General features: G+C 59.3%; 20 protein-coding genes. 11 read left to right on the top strand and 9 right to left on the bottom strand.

The annotated features are described in order from the left end of the window. Nucleotides 1-46: 46 nt before the first annotated feature. Complete coding sequence (locus O8B93_RS15195) at nucleotides 47-1,957, top strand: peptidoglycan L,D-endopeptidase MepK (protein WP_269710767.1); 1,911 nt, start codon at nucleotides 47-49, stop codon at nucleotides 1,955-1,957. Nucleotides 1,958-2,037: 80 nt separating this feature from the next. Here the strand turns inward: O8B93_RS15195 and pyk are convergent, their stop codons facing one another. Together pyk and O8B93_RS15185 are read right to left on the bottom strand one after the other, a co-directional pair. Then, a complete protein-coding gene (gene pyk, locus O8B93_RS15190) occupies nucleotides 2,038-3,477 on the bottom strand; it encodes a pyruvate kinase (protein WP_269710766.1) in 1,440 nt (479 codons plus the stop codon). Further along, on the bottom strand, nucleotides 3,477-3,908 hold the full coding sequence (locus O8B93_RS15185) for a DUF1036 domain-containing protein (RefSeq protein WP_405049065.1): 432 nt from the start codon (nucleotides 3,906-3,908) through the stop codon (nucleotides 3,477-3,479). The genes pyk and O8B93_RS15185 overlap by 1 nt, the downstream gene beginning before the upstream one ends. Nucleotides 3,909-4,154: 246 nt before the next feature. On the opposite strand from O8B93_RS15185, the gene O8B93_RS15180 reads away from it, so the two are divergent. The 3 genes from O8B93_RS15180 to O8B93_RS15170 all read left to right on the top strand — a co-directional run bounded on the left by O8B93_RS15180 (nucleotide 4,155) and on the right by O8B93_RS15170 (nucleotide 5,669). Continuing rightward, on the top strand, nucleotides 4,155-4,943 hold the full coding sequence (locus O8B93_RS15180) for an N-formylglutamate amidohydrolase (RefSeq protein ID WP_269710765.1): 789 nt from the start codon (nucleotides 4,155-4,157) through the stop codon (nucleotides 4,941-4,943). A 15-nt stretch (nucleotides 4,944-4,958) separates the two neighbouring features. Further along, nucleotides 4,959-5,264, top strand: coding sequence for a DUF1244 domain-containing protein (locus O8B93_RS15175; RefSeq protein ID WP_269710764.1), 306 nt, complete (start codon nucleotides 4,959-4,961; stop codon nucleotides 5,262-5,264). A 147-nt stretch (nucleotides 5,265-5,411) separates the two neighbouring features. Then, nucleotides 5,412-5,669: a DUF2312 domain-containing protein gene (locus O8B93_RS15170; RefSeq protein ID WP_269710821.1), complete on the top strand. Its 258-nt coding sequence runs from the start codon at nucleotides 5,412-5,414 to the stop codon at nucleotides 5,667-5,669. Nucleotides 5,670-5,719: 50 nt separating this feature from the next. On the opposite strand, the gene O8B93_RS15165 is transcribed toward O8B93_RS15170, so the two are convergent. The 6 genes from O8B93_RS15165 to O8B93_RS15140 all read right to left on the bottom strand — a co-directional run bounded on the left by O8B93_RS15165 (nucleotide 5,720) and on the right by O8B93_RS15140 (nucleotide 9,125). Further along, nucleotides 5,720-6,286, bottom strand: a complete 567-nt coding sequence (locus O8B93_RS15165) for a hypothetical protein (protein WP_269710763.1) — start codon at nucleotides 6,284-6,286, stop codon at nucleotides 5,720-5,722. Between the two features lie 38 nt (nucleotides 6,287-6,324). Beyond that, nucleotides 6,325-6,945: a tetratricopeptide repeat protein gene (locus O8B93_RS15160; protein ID WP_269710762.1), complete on the bottom strand. Its 621-nt coding sequence runs from the start codon at nucleotides 6,943-6,945 to the stop codon at nucleotides 6,325-6,327. A gap of 101 nt (nucleotides 6,946-7,046) precedes the next feature. Next, nucleotides 7,047-7,172: a type B 50S ribosomal protein L36 gene (gene ykgO / locus O8B93_RS15155; RefSeq protein WP_003497670.1), complete on the bottom strand. Its 126-nt coding sequence runs from the start codon at nucleotides 7,170-7,172 to the stop codon at nucleotides 7,047-7,049. Between the two features lie 146 nt (nucleotides 7,173-7,318). Further along, a complete protein-coding gene (locus O8B93_RS15150; protein ID WP_269710761.1) occupies nucleotides 7,319-8,395 on the bottom strand; it encodes a 5-(carboxyamino)imidazole ribonucleotide synthase in 1,077 nt (358 codons plus the stop codon). 11 nt (nucleotides 8,396-8,406) lie between these two features. Further along, the gene (gene purE / locus O8B93_RS15145) at nucleotides 8,407-8,907 is read right to left on the bottom strand and encodes a 5-(carboxyamino)imidazole ribonucleotide mutase (protein ID WP_269710760.1); all 501 of its coding nucleotides are present in this window, start codon (nucleotides 8,905-8,907) and stop codon (nucleotides 8,407-8,409) included. A gap of 14 nt (nucleotides 8,908-8,921) precedes the next feature. Next, nucleotides 8,922-9,125, bottom strand: a complete 204-nt coding sequence (locus O8B93_RS15140) for a YdcH family protein (protein ID WP_006314698.1) — start codon at nucleotides 9,123-9,125, stop codon at nucleotides 8,922-8,924. A gap of 233 nt (nucleotides 9,126-9,358) precedes the next feature. On the opposite strand from O8B93_RS15140, the gene O8B93_RS15135 reads away from it, so the two are divergent. Then, the gene (locus O8B93_RS15135; RefSeq protein ID WP_003506164.1) at nucleotides 9,359-9,535 is read left to right on the top strand and encodes a YdcH family protein; all 177 of its coding nucleotides are present in this window, start codon (nucleotides 9,359-9,361) and stop codon (nucleotides 9,533-9,535) included. Nucleotides 9,536-9,636: 101 nt separating this feature from the next. Here O8B93_RS15135 and O8B93_RS15130 read toward each other — a convergent pair whose 3' ends face one another. Then, nucleotides 9,637-10,401: a sulfite exporter TauE/SafE family protein gene (locus O8B93_RS15130; protein ID WP_269710759.1), complete on the bottom strand. Its 765-nt coding sequence runs from the start codon at nucleotides 10,399-10,401 to the stop codon at nucleotides 9,637-9,639. A 104-nt stretch (nucleotides 10,402-10,505) separates the two neighbouring features. On the opposite strand from O8B93_RS15130, the gene O8B93_RS15125 reads away from it, so the two are divergent. The 6 genes from O8B93_RS15125 (at nucleotide 10,506) to O8B93_RS15100 (ending at nucleotide 17,224) form a co-directional block, all read left to right on the top strand. Further along, nucleotides 10,506-11,159 carry a thiamine phosphate synthase gene (locus tag O8B93_RS15125; protein WP_269710758.1) on the top strand — a complete coding sequence of 218 codons (654 nt, stop codon included), beginning with the start codon at nucleotides 10,506-10,508 and terminating at the stop codon, nucleotides 11,157-11,159. An 8-nt stretch (nucleotides 11,160-11,167) separates the two neighbouring features. Continuing rightward, a complete protein-coding gene (locus O8B93_RS15120) occupies nucleotides 11,168-12,268 on the top strand; it encodes a tetratricopeptide repeat protein (protein ID WP_269710757.1) in 1,101 nt (366 codons plus the stop codon). Between the two features lie 165 nt (nucleotides 12,269-12,433). After that, the gene (locus tag O8B93_RS15115) at nucleotides 12,434-13,234 is read left to right on the top strand and encodes an inositol monophosphatase family protein (RefSeq protein WP_269710756.1); all 801 of its coding nucleotides are present in this window, start codon (nucleotides 12,434-12,436) and stop codon (nucleotides 13,232-13,234) included. Nucleotides 13,235-13,435: 201 nt separating this feature from the next. Further along, nucleotides 13,436-14,458 (top strand): flagellar motor protein MotA, encoded by a 1,023-nt coding sequence (locus O8B93_RS15110; RefSeq protein ID WP_269710755.1) that lies wholly within the window; start codon nucleotides 13,436-13,438, stop codon nucleotides 14,456-14,458. A gap of 2 nt (nucleotides 14,459-14,460) precedes the next feature. Continuing rightward, nucleotides 14,461-15,492, top strand: a complete 1,032-nt coding sequence (locus O8B93_RS15105) for a peptidoglycan -binding protein (RefSeq protein WP_269710754.1) — start codon at nucleotides 14,461-14,463, stop codon at nucleotides 15,490-15,492. 88 nt (nucleotides 15,493-15,580) lie between these two features. After that, nucleotides 15,581-17,224 carry an FAD-binding dehydrogenase gene (locus O8B93_RS15100; RefSeq protein ID WP_269710753.1) on the top strand — a complete coding sequence of 548 codons (1,644 nt, stop codon included), beginning with the start codon at nucleotides 15,581-15,583 and terminating at the stop codon, nucleotides 17,222-17,224. The last annotated feature ends 1 nt before the right edge of the window (nucleotide 17,225 follow it).

Here is a 17,225-nt window from a genome sequence, read left to right as displayed (position 1 = left end):
CAATTTTGCCATCGTGTCACCGTATTTGACGTTCATTTGAGGCAATGTGACAGAAATTGTCTTCCAGGCGGGGATCGAATTGCCATATCTGCATCGAAATATCGCGCAGTCGACTAAGGCTGCGCGCGGCTTGATCAAGGATATATGCACGAAGCTGTCGGCACGCGCTGTCACCTTTGCCTGCCTGATGCTCGCCGCAATGCCTTTCGTAGGTGTCTCGGCGACGGAAGCCGCGGCCGAGACGCGCAGCCTCAAACTGTATTATATCCATACACGCGAGAAGGCGGTCATCACCTTCAAGCGCAATGGAAAATACGACCAGAAGGGCCTGCAGGAACTCAACCGTTTCCTGCGTGACTGGCGCCGCAACCAGCCGACGCGGATGGATCCGCGCCTTTTCGATCTCGTCTGGGAAGTCTATCGCCGCAGTGGTGCGACCGATTACATCAATGTCGTTTCGGCCTTTCGCTCGCCGGAGACTAATGGCCTGCTGCGTACCCGCACCAAGGGTGTCGCGGAAAAAAGCCAGCACATGCTCGGCAAGGCCATGGATTTTTACATCCCCGGCGTAAAGCTCGCCACCCTGCGTGAAATCGGCATGCAGATGCAGATCGGCGGCGTCGGCTTTTATCCGACCTCCGGTTCTCCCTTCGTGCACATGGATGTCGGTGGCGTTCGCGCCTGGCCGCGCATGAGCCGTCAGGAACTCGTTCGCATCTTCCCAAGGGGCAATACGCTGCATCTTCCATCCGATGGCAAGCCGCTGCCCGGTTATGAGCAGGCGCTCGCCGATTACAAGAAGCGCGTCAGCTCCTCCTCCATTCAGGTCGCTTCCAGCGCGGGTTCCGGCCCTGCTTCCTCCGGTGGTGGCGGCAAACGCAAGACCCTGTTGCAGGCCCTCTTTGGCGGCGGTGACGAGGATGAAGATCCCGATAGCATCGCAGCAGCGCCGGAGCCCGCAGAACGCCCGGCTGTCGCTCGCCCGGTGGCTCCGCAACAGGCGGCTCCCGAACCTGAACCCACCATTGCTGTTGCTTCGGCACAGGCCCTTCCCGGCGTGACCGATGCGCCGCTGCCGACGGCCCGGCCCGCATTCGGCAACCAGCCGCCTGCCAATGCCGGCCTTGCGACCGCGCTTTATTCTCCGGCCCGCAATGCCGCGCAGGATGCCCTGCAGGCGGCGACTATGCCGACGCCGACGTCAGCTCCGGCCGAGCGCCAGCAATTTGCCGATCTGGCCGAAGTTTCCGTGCCTGTACCAACGCTTCTTGGCCCGCGTGGCATGAAGGGTGATGCGGAAGGGTCGATCCTGACGGCTTCCGCCGATGGTGCGACACCGGCTGCGACCGGTGAACTCGCTTCTATCCCGGTTCCGGCCAATCGTCCGGCCGTGGCGGAAGCCCTGCTGGCGGCAGCAAACGCTGATCAGGAAGGCGAAGACGATCTCGCCGCGGCGCAGCAGGATACGCTTTCGCCGACCGTGGTCGCGGCTCTTGAACAGAGCGGTCAGGCCGCGCGGTCGCAGGTCCAGTCGGCTGCGATGCCGACGGCGGCGCCGTTCCCGGCTGCCGTCAACCACAAGGTTACCGTCGCGCCCGCCGAAACGGCGAAGGCCGCTCCGCAGCCTGGTTTTGGGGATGCTTTCGATCTGAAGCCCGCCATCAATGGTGGCCTTAGCGCCGGCCTCCCAACCAAGGGTTCGCGCCCGAGCAAGCAGGATGCAGTCGTTTCCGAGCAGGCCATGGTGGGCGGTGGACGCCTGACGCAGGATCTTATTTCGGATTGGGCGCTCAACCAGAACAAGGGCACGACCGGACGCTCCGTGAAGGCGCCGCGCGTTGTCGCCAACCGCATGCTCAGCAATGAGATGTCGGCTTCGGCCACCTCGGCGAGCTTCAAGCCGGGTGCCGTGGCCATCGAATCCAGCCGCTTCAGCACGCCGGTTAAGATGCACTGAGCCTGTTTTATCAGACGGCCGAAAGGCCAATAAAAAACCCGCCGGTGACGGCGGGTTTTTTATTACTTGGTATTTATCTATCAGACGCCGCTCTGGCCGTCCGAGCCGATATAGGCGATGCGCACCATATTGGTTGCGCCGGGGGTGCCGAGCGGCACGCCGGCGGAAATGATGATGCGTTCACCGGGCTTGCCGAAACCTTCGGAAACAACGATGCGACAAGCGCGGTTCACCATGTCGTCGAGATCACTGGCGTCGCCGGTGACGACGCAGTGCAGGCCCCAGACGACCGACAGGCGGCGCGCGGTCTGGATGATCGGCGACAGCGCAATGATCGGCACCTGCGGCCGCTCGCGCGCGGCGCGCAGACCGGTCGTGCCCGAGGACGTATAAGTGACGATCGCCGCAAGCTTCAGTGTTTCGGCAATCTGGCGGGCGGCAAGCGAAATGGCGTCGGCACCGGTTGCTTCCGGCTGCGGACGCTGCGCGTAGATGATGTTGGAATAATAGGGGTCCTGTTCCACCGTGCTGGCGATGGACGCCATGGTCGATACGGCTTCGATCGGATAATCGCCGGAAGCGGACTCAGCCGAGAGCATGATGGCGTCGGCGCCTTCGAAGACGGCGGTTGCAACGTCCGACACTTCCGCGCGGGTCGGAACCGGAGCTGTTATCATCGATTCCAGCATCTGGGTGGCAACGACGACGGGTTTGCCGGCGCGCCGGCAGGCACGGGTCAGCTGCTTCTGGATGCCTGGGACGGCTTCCAACGGCATTTCCACACCAAGATCGCCGCGCGCAACCATCAATGCATCGGAAAGCTCGATGATTTCCTCGATGCGTTCGACAGCCTGCGGCTTTTCGATCTTGGACATCAGGCCAACGCGGCCGCGGGAAATCTTGCGCACTTCGGCCAGGTCTTCAGGGCGCTGAACGAAGGAAAGGGCGACCCAGTCCACTTCGTTGGTCTCGAGAACGGCATCGAGGTCGACGCGGTCCTTGTCGGTCAGAACGCCGACGCCGAGCAGGGTGTCGGGCAGGCTGATGCCCTTACGGTCGGAAATCCGGGTGCCGGAAATGACCGTGGTGACGATGCTCTTGCCGTCGCTCTTTTCAGCGCGCAGGTGCAGCTTGCCGTCATCGATCAGCAGGCGGTGGCCGGGCTTGACCGCTTCGAGAATTTCAGGATGCGGCAGGAAAACGCGGGTGTTGTCGCCGGGGGTGTCGTTGTTATCAAGCGTGAAGGTCTGGCCCGGAACCAGATCGACCTTGGTCTCGGCGAATTTTCCGACGCGCAGCTTGGGACCCTGCAGGTCGGCCAGAATGCCGATGGGACGACCGTTGCGGCTTTCGACGGAGCGGATACGCTGAATGAGCGTCCGCATCACGTCGTGGCTCGCATGGCTCATGTTGATCCGGAAAAGATCGGCGCCAGCAAGATGCAGCTTTTCGATCATGGCCTCTTCGGAAGAGGCCGGGCCGAGAGTTGCAAGAATTTTGACTTTGCGGTTACGCTTCATCAGTTTTGATTTCCCTGTGTGCCTGGCGTATCGGAAAGCTGGACCATCCAGCTGCCCTGTCTGCCCGTGTCATATTCCTTGAAACCCATTCTCTGGAAGCTGCGGGCAAAACAATCGTCCACGCCGTTGATCTTGAACTCGTTTTCCGCCACGCACATGTTGACGTCACCGGTCCAGCGGCCGCCATGGGCGGCATCTTCGGCATAAAGATAATAATAACGTGACTGCAGTTCACCCTCGATCAGCGTTGCGCAGGTCGAGGAGGGAACCTGCCACCAGCCTTCGCTGACCCAGCCATCCTGTGCGCGGTAGCCGATTGCGACCCCCACGAGATTCTGCGTGCTGTTGCACACGCGGAAATCCGCATGCGCGGACTCCACGAATATGAACGGGGTCAGAAACAATGCCGCTGCGGAGAAAAGACGGGCGATATGCCTGAAGTGGCGAGGAAGAGCGAGAGATGACTGAGTCACAGCTTCCATCCGGATTCCATGGTTATAATGAACACACTTCTTGGCGTGGCCGCCAAAGAAAGTCAACGCGAGTTTAATCGATTATATTGTTCGTGGGATCGTGAGTGCGATAAGGTAGATGGCTGTTCTTCCGCCTGAACTTGCGCCCGGCCTCAAGCCATGCCATCAAGTTTCTCTCCTTAATCCTGCCCCAGAAAATCATCGATGAACGACTTCATACCCTATGAAATCATAGAAGGCGATTATGACAAAGGCATGGTTCTTCTGGCGGACCATGCCATGAACCTCCTGCCGGCACACTACGGCAATCTTGGCCTTCCGCAAACCGCTTTTCACCGCCATATCGCATTTGATATCGGCATAGAAGGGCTGACGCGCTCGCTTGCAGCGCGGCTTGGCGTGCCGGCCGTGCTCGGGCGGTTCTCACGGCTGCTGATCGATCCGAATCGCGGCGAGGACGATCCGACCCTCATCATGAAGATTTCGGACGGTGCGATTGTCCCCGGCAACCATCCGATTTCGGAAGAGGAATGGCAAAAGCGGATCGAGGTTTTCCATCGGCCCTATCACAATGCTGTGGACCGTGTGCTGACCGGCGTTGCCGAAGCATCGGAAGAAGCGCCGCTCGTCCTGTCGCTGCATTCTTATACGCCGTTCTGGAAGGAAACGCCGCGGCCATGGCATGCGGCGGTTCTGTGGGACACCGATCACCGCGCAGTCGATCCGCTTCTGGCACATCTGCGCGCCACGGGCGACATTCTGGTTGGCGACAACGAACCCTATGACGGCGCCCTCAAGGGCGACACCATGTATCGGCATTGCATGATGAAGGGCATACCGCATGCGCTTCTGGAGGTTCGGCAGGATCTGATCGCGGATGAGAAGGGGATCGCCGAATGGTCGGACCGGCTCGCTCCCATTTTCGCCGCAATGAATGACGATCCCGTCCTGCATGAATATCAGCTGTTCGCCTCTCGCACCGGTCCCTATTGAGCCTGGAGTTTTGCCATGACGAATGACACCGACAACAGTCAGATCGAGTTCGAGGCGGCCGCCTTCCGTCGCCTCGTCCAGCATCTTCGAGAGCGCCACGATGTGCAGAACATCGACCTGATGAATCTCGCGGGCTTTTGCCGCAATTGTCTTTCTAACTGGTATCGGGAGGCAGCCGACGAAGCCGGGGTTCCGCTCAGCAAGGATCAATCGCGGGAAATCGTCTACGGCATGCCGTATGAGGATTGGAAAGAGAAATATCAGGCGGAGGCAAGTGATGCCCAGAAAACCGCCTTTGAGCAGAACCGACCCAAGGAATAGACGCCGATCGACGGAAACGACTTGACGGGACGCCTTTCAGTGGGCAGTTCACAGGCCGGAATTTTGCTGCCCGCTGGCAGCGACCGGCGAGGACTTCGCCCGGATATAATGAAAGGGCTCAGATGCGGGCCGCCAATAAAGGATGATATAATGGACGAAACCAGCACCACCGAAACCGTCGCGGCCGCGGAACTGCGCCAGATTATTGAACGGATTGAACGTCTGGAAGAAGAAAAGGCTGCCATTCAGGGCGATATCAAGGATGTCATGGGCGAGGCGAAGGGTCGTGGTTACGACACCAAGGCGATCCGCACCATCATCCGTCTGCGCAAGAAGGATGCCAATGAGCGCATCGAGGAAGAAACGATTCTTCAGACTTATATGGCCGCGCTTGGCATGGAATAGTCACTGGCTCTCAAATTGCTGCAGGGTGATGTTGTTTATGTGCCCTGCAGCTAACTTTTAGTGCCCAACATATTTTTGTTTGCGATAAGTATTTCCATTATTTTTTCACTCACATAGTTATATTCTTTTAATAGGTCCGCTCTTCGCTTTTCTCCGGCTCGCGCCACCTCAGCAAGCATAACCACTGTTATAAGAAATTCCTCAAATCCGCCCGGTTGTGTTACGTCCGAAATAGGACGTTCTTTCGTAAGGGTGCGAAAAAGATCGCGTTTTTCTTGATCGGAGACGATGAATACAAGTTTGTGTGCGAATTTATTACGAGAATTGTTTATAGCTGAGAGCACACTCCCAAATTCGTCATTGAAATAACCGAATGCTTTGCATAGCGCTAATTTCTCGGAAAAGCCCCTACTCTCAGGATACTTTCCGGGGTTCTCGAGTTTTTCCCTTAATATTTCAGTAACGATGTGATCTAGATAGATGTGCGCAACGACGATTTTAGCCCAGTCCTCGTTTATCGATATTCTGTCAATAAACTCAATAATATCGAAGCAAGGGTTGTCGCCAATAAATTTTAAAGTTTTTTCAGCAGCTTGAATTTTGCGATCATTTGTCAACAATAAATCCAATCAATAAAAATGCTAAAGTATTCACGTCAGCCGCGCGTACCCGCCAGCTTTTCCGAGAGGTCGACGGCTTCCTTGCGGGCGTCCTTGTCTGCGGGGTAGACCGCCAGATATTGTTCCCAGGCCTTCAGTGCCAGATCGTCGCGGTCTGAGGCTTCGAGGATGTTGGCAAGGCTTGCGAGCGCCGGAAAATAGCGCGGTTCCTTCTCCAGGGTCAGGTTGATGTCCGCCATCGCCTTGCGAGTATCGCCATCGGCGAAATGCACCATGGCGCGGCGATAGGGGGCCTGCACATAGCTCGGGTCGAGCAAAATCACCTGATCGAGAAAATCATAGGCGGCCGCGTTACGCTTTTCATCCGCCGCTTCACCTGCCCATTGCATCAGGAGATTGACGGTCGCACTGCCGGAATCATTCCATTCGGCGGCGATCTGGTTGGCGATGCTGCGCGCCTTGACCGCGTTGCGCTCTTTTTTCAGCGATGCGAAAAGAGTGTCGATGGTTTTGGCGGGGGAAGGCGCGGCTTCTGCCGCAGCAGGCTGCTGTTCGTCCGCCGCATGACCAAGGGCGGCCATTCCCGGAATCAGGAGGCCTGCAAACAGGAAGCCCTGAGCAAGAAGAATAGTCGTGCAAAAACGATTTGGGCGCATAGGTTAAAGCTTAACCCGACTGCGCCCAATATCAAATGCAAACTTCTGCACTGTCAACAAAGTGATCCGCAAGTTCAATCGCGAACCGCAGTCGCGATCAATCAGCCCTGACGAGCCTTGAAACGCGGATTCTGCTTGTTGATGATGTAGACGCGGCCCTTGCGGCGAACCAGGCGGTTATCGCGATGACGGGCCTTAAGCGCTTTAAGCGAATTCTTGATTTTCATTTTACTGGTCCGCAGTTTTGCATGGCTTTTGCCGTGCTATTCAAACAATCAAAAGCGCGCAACGGGGCGCGCTCTTTTCGGTTGGCAGGCAGATACCTGTTTGAGCCCTGCCTGTCAACACTTGGCCGCGCCTTTGCCTTAAAAGACTAGGCTTTTCCTGTGTGCAGAAGCTCGGTCACATGGCCCATCTTGCGGCCTGGCCGGGCTTCTGTCTTGCCATAGAGATGCACGAGGCAGTCTTTTTTCGACAGCCATGCCGGCACGTCGTTGATGTCGTCACCGATCAGGTTGGTCATGACACAATCGGAATGGCGATCCGTGCTGCCGGGGGCAAGGCCCGACACGGCCCTAATATGCTGCTCGAACTGCGAGATCACGCAGGCCGCTTCCGTCCAGTGGCCAGTATTGTGGACACGCGGCGCCATTTCATTGGCAACCAGCGAACCATCCGGCAGGACGAAGAATTCGATGCCGATGACCCCGACATAGTTGAGCGCAGCCAGCAGCTTTTCCGCCGATTGCACAGCAACAGCCCTCGCGGCATCCGAAAGTGCCGCAGGCACCGTCGATGTGTGCAGAATGCCGTTCAGATGGACGTTTTCGGCCGGATCGTAACAGGTAACGGTACCGTCGTGGAAACGGGCGGCAATAATCGAGATTTCCCGCTCGAAGGCGACGAAGCTTTCGAGGATCAGCGGCACGCCGCCGAGCGCTGCAAAAGCGCCCGTGAGGTCTTCGCCGCCGCGGAAGAGACGCTGGCCCTTGCCGTCATAACCCATGCGGCGGGTTTTCAGCACACCCTTGCCGCCGAAAGCGGTCAAGGCGGCTTCCAGCTCATCCTGGCTGTCCACGGCGCGAAAATCGGCGGTCGGAATGCCGCAACCATTGAGGAAGCGTTTTTCCGTCAACCGGTCTTGCGATGCGCTGAGCGCCTGTGCCGGCGGGTAGACCGGCACGGAGGCACTGAGTTTTTCGGCGGCCGCGACAGGCACGTTTTCGAATTCGTAGGTGACGACATCGCAGCGGCTTGCGAGTTCCGCAAGCGCCTTTTCGTCGTCATATTCCGCGACGATCTGGTCGTTGCAAACCTGTGCGGCCGGACAATCGGCATGCGGCTCCAGCACGATGGTGCGGTGGTTAAGCCGGGCTGCGGCCATGGCCAGCATGCGGCCGAGCTGCCCGCCGCCGATGATGCCGATGGTCAGATTATTCGTCTTTGCCATCACGTTGTTCGTCACTGGGCGCTGTCCATAGGATATTCCGCGACGGCTGCCGACTGGCGCGCACGCCAGGCATCCAGCCGGTCGGCCAGATCATCATCGCTGAGCGCCAGAACCGCCGCGGCCAGAAGGGCAGCATTGATGGCGCCAGCCTTGCCGATAGCGAGCGTGCCGACGGGAATGCCGGCGGGCATCTGCACGATGGAATAGAGGCTGTCCTGACCGGACATGGTCTTCGACTGCACCGGAACCCCGAAGACCGGAAGCGGCGTCATGGCGGCCGTCATGCCGGGCAGATGGGCGGCACCGCCCGCACCGGCGATGATGACCTTGAAACCCTCGTCCTTTGCGCCGTTGGCAAAGTCATAAAGCCGGTCCGGGGTGCGGTGGGCTGAAATGATGCGGGCCTCATATTCCACGTCGAGCGCGTCCAGCGTATCGGCGGCGTTCTTCATGGTTTCCCAGTCGGACTGGCTGCCCATGATGATGGCGACGGGGGGCGTTTCTGCTGTCACGTAATCTCTCCGGCTCAGGCGATGATATCGGGAATGACCTGATCCTCGATCTGGGTCATCTTGTCCTTGACGGCCAGCTTCTTCTTTTTCATGCGCTGTATTCTCAGCGCATCGCAGCTGGTCTGGATCATTGCGTTGATCGCCGCGTCATAATCCTCATGCTCCTGGCGCAATCGCGCCAGCGTGAGCCTGATGTCCGCCTGGTCCTGATCGGGCATCTCGTCATCCCCATTTTATGCCGCCGGATCGGCTCCGGCGCGTATGTGATCGTTCACGAGCCTCTATCATCAAATCGCGGTAACGGGAAGTTATCCCTTGCGACCAAATTGCCCACTTATTGCCTTCATTTCGCCTTCGACAAGCGACGCGATCCGTGTCACATTGCCGTCGTAAACCTGAAACTCCAGCGATGGAGAGCTGGAGGTAGGTTCAAAAAGGAAGGACGTGCCGCATGACCATTCAGGCTCATATTGCATCGCTCGAAAAGAAACACGGTGCTCTGGAGGAGGAGCTCGAAAGTATTCTTGCTTCCCCGTCGTCTGACGATAGAGAGATCGCGGACCTTAAACGTCGAAAACTGCGCCTGAAGGATGAACTGCAGAGGCTCAAGGCCTCGACAAGACATTAATTTATGCCAGATCGCCGGCCCTCGACAAATGAAGGACCGGCGATCTGAGCCTTTTAAGCTCCGGCGGCGAAACGCGCTGCCGGAGCTTTTTATTGCCGGGTTCAGAACGGCAGCCCGTCCCACAGGAGCTTCAGCGCCGCAATCAGGGCCATGGCATACATCAGCGGGTAAAACACGGCCGGTTTGAGATATTTCACAACCCTTGCGCCGGCGAGCGTTGCCAGCATGGCGACCGGCAGCAGGCTGGCCGATGTCTTGAGATTGGCGGCGTCAAGCGCGCCGAGCGCGAAGTAGGGAATGAGCTTGATCGCATTCATGATGGCGAAGAAACGCACGCTCATGCCGGTGTAGGTCTTTGGGTCGAGCTTCAGCGGCAGAACGTAGATCTGGAAAGGCGGACCGCCCGCATGGGCGACGAAGCTTGCATAACCCGAGAGGCTCGACCATAGCGTTGCGGCCGCGGGTCTTTGCGGTTTGGCCGGGATTTCCTGGCCCCTCCGGCTTTTGAAGCTCTCGTAAAAATAACGCAGCACGAACAGGATCGTGACCGAGGCGACGACAAGTCGCATGGCGTTTGCGGAAATGAGGCTTGATGTCGCCCAGCCGAGCGCGATGCCGGCAATTGCGCCGGGCAGCATGATGAGCAGCGTTTCCCGGTGATTATGCCCCCGCCAGGCATAAAGTGCCACGATATCCATGACGATCAGGATCGGCAGGAAGATCGCCGCCGCCTGCACGGGCGAAACGGCAAGCGCCATCAGCGGCACACCCATCAGCGCCAGCGCGCCGCCAAGCCCCCCCTTGGAAAGGCCGACAAGCACGACTGCGGGGATGGCGACGAGATAAAAATGAAAATCGGTCAGCATGGATGTATGGTTGATCCTTTCGCCGGTCCGGTTTATCGGATTTGTCATATGAAAACGAGTGCAGATCGCGCCATAAGCGTCCTCTGCCTGAAATGGACGAAACGATGAGCATTGTTGAAGACCGTTGCCGCCTTGTCCTGATCGTTCCGCAAAGGGACGATGCGCAAAAGCAGGTGACAGAGGTGGAAGACGCATTACGGGGCGGCGATGTCGCTTCGGTCATTATTCCGCAATACGGTCTGGATGACGCCGCTTTCCAGAAATGGGCCGAATTGATTGTGCCGATCGTCCAGGCGGCGGGCGCGGCCGCCCTCATCGCGGGCGACAGCCGCACGGCTAGCCGCGTGAAGGCCGATGGCCTGCATGTGGGGGGCAATGCCGAGGCGCTTGCCGAGGCCGTGGAAAACTTCACGCCGAAGCTGATCGTTGGCGGTGGCAATGCCGATGATCGCCACAAGGCGCTGGAAGTTGGCGAATCCAATCCGGACTATGTTTTCTTTGGAAAGCTGGAAGGCGACATCAAGCCGGAGGCGCATCCCAAAAATCTCGCGCTCGGCGAGTGGTGGGCGTCGATGATCGAAATCCCGGCCATCGTCATGGGCGGCACGGATCTGTCGTCGGTGGTTGCCGTTTCCGAAACCGGCGTGGAGTTTGTGGCAATGCGCAGCGGTGTTTTCGACAATGCGTCCGGTGCTGCCCAGGCCGTTTCCGAAATCAACGCTTTGCTTGACGAAAAAGCGCCACGGTTTGGCGGTTGATACAGGCGATGTTCATGCGCTCGGTTCCTCTCTGCTTTTCCGTTTCGCTGGTGGCGCTCGCTTTCGGCGCGCCTGCGGGTGTCGCCTTTGCCCAATCGGGACCGCAGAGCGAAAGCAATGCGCTGTCCCGCCAACTGGAAAATGAGGCCCAGCCTACCCGCCAGGGCAGGGTGCAATCGGAAGAACAGAAGGATCTCGAGCCGTCTTCCGGCGTCAACGTCTATCAGCGCATGGGGGCGGATCTGCCGGCCCTACCGCCGGAAAAGGAATTCAAGGGCCGGGTGGACGAAGCTTACGGCCATTTCCAGCGCGGTGAATATGTGCAGGCGCTCGACAAGGCGCTAAACCGCGCACAGAACGGCGATGCATCCGCGCAGACGCTGGTGGCGGAAATGATGTCGCGTGGCCTCGGTATCGCCCGCGACGAAAAGACTGCCGCTTTCTGGTATCAGCAGGCGGCTGAAGGTGGCGATCCCGTCGCCATGTTCAAATTCGCGCTGATCCTCATGGAAGGCAAGTTCGTCACCCGCGACAAGGCGAAGGCTGACGATTTCATGAGGCGTGCGGCAGAAGCCGGAAATGCCTCTGCCCAGTTCAACTGGGGCCAGATTCTGGTTTCGGAAAATCCCGGTGCCAAGGGACTTCTGATGGCCCTGCCGTTTTACGAAAAATCCGCCGAGCAGGGCATTGCCGACGCGCAATATGCGGTGTCGCAGATCTACTGGTCGGTCAAGGATGTGCCGACCGAGAAAAAGGCCAAGGCGCGGGACTGGCTGATGCGGGCGGCAAAGGCTGGTTATGATACGGCGCAGGTCGATCTCGGCGTCTGGTTGGTCAATGGTTTCGGCGGTGAGCGTAATCTGGATGAGGGTTTCCGCTGGCTTTACGGTGCGGCGCAACGGGGCAATGTCGTGGCGCAGAACAAGGTGGCGCATCTTTACGTTCAGGCGCTCGGCACTCGGCCGGATCCGGTGGAGGCGGCCAAATGGTATGTGCTTTCCCGCCGCGCAGGTCTGAAGGATCCGAGGCTGGAGGACTTCTATCTCGGCATCACCGACGAGCAGCAGAAAAAGGCGATCGAAGCGGCAAATCGTTTCCGCCCGACGTGATGCTGCCGCCTTTCCTTCGCCGCCGACATTCTCATTCGGGCTTTTTGCCTTGAATTTCCGCGCGTTTTGTGGTCTTGAACCGCAAACTTTCAATTCAAGAAAATAATGACGTTCCTGCCCGGCAAGCTTGCGGGCGGTTCGCGAGATTTCCAGGAAACAAATTCGATGGCCCGTTCAGCCCTTCTCAATGTCATGGTTCAGGCCGCCATCAAGGCGGGTAAGTCTTTGTCGCGTGACTTCGGTGAAGTGCAGAACCTTCAGGTTTCGGTCAAGGGACCGAGCGACTTCGTCTCCCAGGCAGACCTCAAGGCCGAAAAGATCGTGCGCGAGGAGCTGATGAAAGCCCGCCCGACCTATGACTTCCTGGGCGAGGAAGGCGGCGAGGAAAAAGGCACCGATGGCGCGCATCGCTGGATCGTCGATCCGCTTGATGGCACCACCAACTTCCTGCACGGCATTCCGCATTTCGCGGTCTCCATCGCGCTGGAGCGGAACGGCGAAGTTGTTGCCGGCGTGATCTTCAACCCGGCCACCGACGAACTCTACACCGCCGAGCGCGGCGGCGGCGCGTTTCTCAACGATCGCCGTATCCGCGTTGCCGCCCGCAAGGCACTGACCGATTGCGTCATCGGCTGCGGCGTGCCGCATCTTGGCCGTGGCAATCACGGCAAATTCCTCGTCGAGCTTCGCCACGTCATGGGTGAGGCCGCAGGCATTCGCCGTATGGGCGCGGCGGCTCTCGACCTCGCTTATGTTGCTGCCGGTCGTCTCGACGGTTTCTGGGAAGCCGACCTTTCGCCATGGGACATGGCGGCTGGTCTGGTGCTGATTCGTGAAGCCGGTGGCTTCGCGTCCGACGCCAAGGGCGGCGCGGATATCTTCGGCAGCGGCAGCGTTGCTGCCGGTAACGAATATATCCACAAGGCACTTGTCGAGGTCGCCAACCGCCCGGTGCCGGGTCGGTGATGCATTTTCGGTAGATAACCTGCCGTTTTCAGCAAGTTTCGGACGCCCGGCGAATACTCGCCGGGCGTTTTCGTTTTCCGTTGCCGGGTACTCATCCATTTTCCTAAAATGCCTGTGACGAAAGACCGGCTTTTCGCTTCAAATCGTCGCAATTTTCAAATAGCTTCCGCTTGATACGTGACCAGAGGGAATGCGAACGTTATGGCGGATTCGGAGCTGCTCGATCTTGGTGTCGAGAAACCGGTGACCACGCGGCAATACAGCCACAAGCTGTCCAGCCCCACACCCTTTCTCTGGACGATGGTTCTGTTTCTGATCCTCGTCGGCTTTCTGGCGGCCATTCTCTATCGGCAGGCGCACACCGCCTTTATGACCAATCCGGGGCTCAACGGCTTCATTCTCGGCGTGCTGGCCATCGGCATTATCCTTGTTTTCACGCAGACCATGAGCCTGCGTTCGGAAGTCCGCTGGTTCAACGCCTTCCGCGCCGCAGGCAGCGCCGAAAAGGTCGGCCGCGCGCCAAAACTGCTGGCGCCAATGAGCACGCTGATCGGCAAGCGCGGCGAAGTCCGGCTGTCCACCGTCACACAGCGCACAATCCTCGATTCCATCGCGACGCGCCTTGATGAATCGCGTGACACATCGCGTTATCTCGTTGGTCTGCTGGTGTTTCTCGGCCTGCTCGGCACCTTCTGGGGCCTGATTGGCACCATCGGTGCTATCAGCAATGTCATCCAGTCGCTCGATCCGAGCGCGGGCGACAGCAACGATATTCTGAGCTCGCTCAAGGCCGGTCTCACCGCGCCGCTGGCGGGCATGGGAACGGCGTTCTCCTCCTCGCTGCTTGGTCTTTCCGGTTCGCTGATTCTCGGTTTCCTCGATCTTCAGGCCGGCCGTGCGCAGAACCGTTTTTACACCCAGCTCGAAAATTGGCTGTCATCGGTAACGGATACCTCCGCGGAGGGTCCGAGAGAGTTCAAGGCCGCGGAGCCGGGAGCCATGGTCAGCACCGAACGTTCGCTGGCGGCCATGACCAGCCTTGCCGAGGGCATTCAGGGCCTCGTCAAGAACATGCGCAGCGAACAGCAGATGCTGCGTGACTGGATCGAGGCGCAGCAGGAAGAATCGAAGTCGCTCCGCCGCACGCTCGATCGGCTTTCGGCGCGGATCGACGGTGACACGAAATCCCCCGGACGTACCCGGCACGACAACGGGAGCGAGTAGCCATGGCGCTTGCGCGCAACCGCCGCCGCGACAGGGGTGTGGATTATTGGCCGGGTTTCGTCGATGCGCTGTCGACGCTGCTCATGGCCATCATGTTTCTGCTGACGGTTTTCGTGCTGGCGCAATTCGTGCTGTCGCGGGAAATTACCGGCAAGGACGAGGTGCTGACCCGTCTCAACAGCCAGATTGCCGAGCTGACCGAACTTCTGGCGATGGAAAAAGGCAACAAGCAGGATATCGAGGACGCGCTGGCGAGCCTGCAATCCACACTTGCGTCATCGGAAAACGAGCGTTCGCGCCTGCAGGCACTTCTCGATGCGGGTTCGGGCAACAATGCCAGCGCTAATGCCCGGATCGGCAGTCTGACCGGCGAATTGGATAACCAGAAACAGGCCAATTCCCGCGCTTCCGCACAGATCGAATTGCTGAACCAGCAGATCGCGGCGCTGAGGGCGCAGATCGCGTCCGTCGAAGCCGCCCTGCAAGCATCGGAGGCCAAGGATACCTCGTCCCAGGTCAAGATCGCCGATCTCGGCCGTCGCCTTAATGTCGCGCTGGCGCAGCGCGTACAGGAACTGAACCGTTATCGCTCGGACTTCTTCGGGCGGCTGCGGGAAATCCTCTCCGACCGGGAAAACATTCGCATCGTCGGTGACCGTTTCGTCTTCCAGTCGGAGGTGCTGTTTCCATCAGGCGGAAACGACCTCAACCCGGAAGGGCAGGCGGAAATGGCGAAGCTGGCGACCGCGTTGCTCGATCTCGCCAAGGAGATTCCGGCTGAGATCAACTGGGTACTGCGCGTGGATGGCCATACGGATAATGTCCAGCTAACCGGTTCCGGCCGCTACCGCGACAATTGGGAGCTTTCCTCCGCCCGTGCGACATCGGTGGTGAAATTCCTGATTTCCAAGGGCGTACCGGCAAACCGGCTGGTTGCCGCCGGTTTCGGCGAATATCAGCCGATTGCCGAAGGTGACTCACCGGAAGCGCGCCAGCAGAACCGCCGCATCGAACTCAAGCTGACCGAGCGCTGAATTGCGGCCTGCATCATGGCCGTTGCCTTCTGACGAAAGTAAATTTACGTTCGCGTAAAAGTAATTCCGTCATATCTGGGAGGGGCTGATGGAACGCTATGATGTGATTGTCGTCGGCGCGGGACTTGCGGGGCTGGTGGCGGCCACCGAAGCGGCTGAGCGGGGTCTCAGCGTCTGTGTTGTGGATCAGGAGGGAGAGCAAAATCTCGGCGGCCAGGCCTTCTGGTCGCTGGGCGGGCTATTTTTTGTCGATAGTCCCGAACAACGCCGGATGAGGGTGCGCGACAGTCTCGATCTTGCCCGGCAGGACTGGTTTGGGTCGGCCGGTTTCGATCGCCCCGAAGATCATTGGCCGCGCCGCTGGGCGGAGGCCTATCTCGATTTCGCCGCCGGCGAGAAACGCGAATGGCTGCACCGCATGGGCATGCGCTGGTTTCCCGTGGTTGGCTGGGCTGAGCGCGGCGGCTCTTTGGCGGATGGTCATGGCAATTCCGTTCCACGCTTTCATGTCACATGGGGCACCGGTCCCGGAGTGCTGGCGCCTTTCGTCAAGAAAGCGCAGGACATGGCGGCAAGCGGCCGACTCGTCTTCCGGTTTCGCTACCGGGTTGACCGTCTGGATATCACCGATGGCAGGGTAACCGGCATTTCCGGCGCTATTCTTGCTGCGGATCCCGTGTTGCGTGGGCAATCAAGCAGCCGGGAGGAGCAGGGTGATTTTGCCCTTTCGGCTTCCGCGATCGTCGTCAGTTCCGGCGGGATCGGCGGCAATCAGGAACTGGTGCGGCGCAACTGGCCTATGGAGCGGCTGGGCAGGCCGCCGGAAAATATGGTCTGTGGCGTGCCAGCGCATGTGGATGGCCGCATGATCGGCATTACCGAGGTGGCGGGTGGAGCCGTCATCAATCGGGACCGCATGTGGCACTATACCGAGGGCGTGAAGAATCACGATCCGATCTGGCCGAACCACGGTATCCGTATTCTTCCCGGCCCGTCCTCCTTCTGGTGCGATGCCGATGGCAACCGGCTGGATGCTCCCGCCATGCCGGGTTTCGATACGCTCGGCACGCTGAAGATGCTGGGCGAGCGCGGCAGCGGCCACAGCTGGTTTATTCTGACCAAAGCGATCATCAAGAAGGAATTCGCGCTTTCAGGCTCGGAGCAAAATCCTGATCTGACGGGCAAGGATCTGCGGTTGTTGCTGAAGCGGCTGGGCAAGGAGCCACCGGGGCCGGTGCGGGCTTTCATGGAGCGGGGCGAAGACTTTGTCGTTCGCGACACGCTGGAGGAGCTGGTGGCGGGAATGAATGCCATCGGCGGTGATCGGCTCAACATCGATCACATCCGCCGGCAGATAGAAGCGCGTGACCGCGAAATTAAAAACGGCTTCAGCAAGGATGCGCAGATAACGGCAATCCATGGCGCGCGCCGTTATCTCGGGGACCGGCTGATGCGGACGGCAAAACCGCACCGACTGCTTGATCCGGCGATGGGGCCGTTGATTGCCGTGCGCCTGCATGTGTTGACGCGCAAGACGCTCGGAGGCCTGCATACCGACCTTGAGGCGCGGGTGCTGGATGCCGCGGGTCAACCGGTGCCGGGGCTTCATGCCGCCGGTGAGGTGGCCGGTTTCGGCGGCGGCGGCATGCATGGTTACAACGCGCTGGAAGGCACATTCCTTGGCGGCTGTCTGTTTTCGGGCCGCGTTGCGGGACGCAGGGTGCTGGTCTAGA

Source organism: Martinezella rhizogenes (assembly GCF_027460065.1).
Classification (GTDB): Bacteria; Pseudomonadota; Alphaproteobacteria; order Rhizobiales; family Rhizobiaceae; genus Agrobacterium; species Agrobacterium rhizogenes_C.
This window is presented reverse-complemented; position numbering and strand designations above follow the sequence as displayed.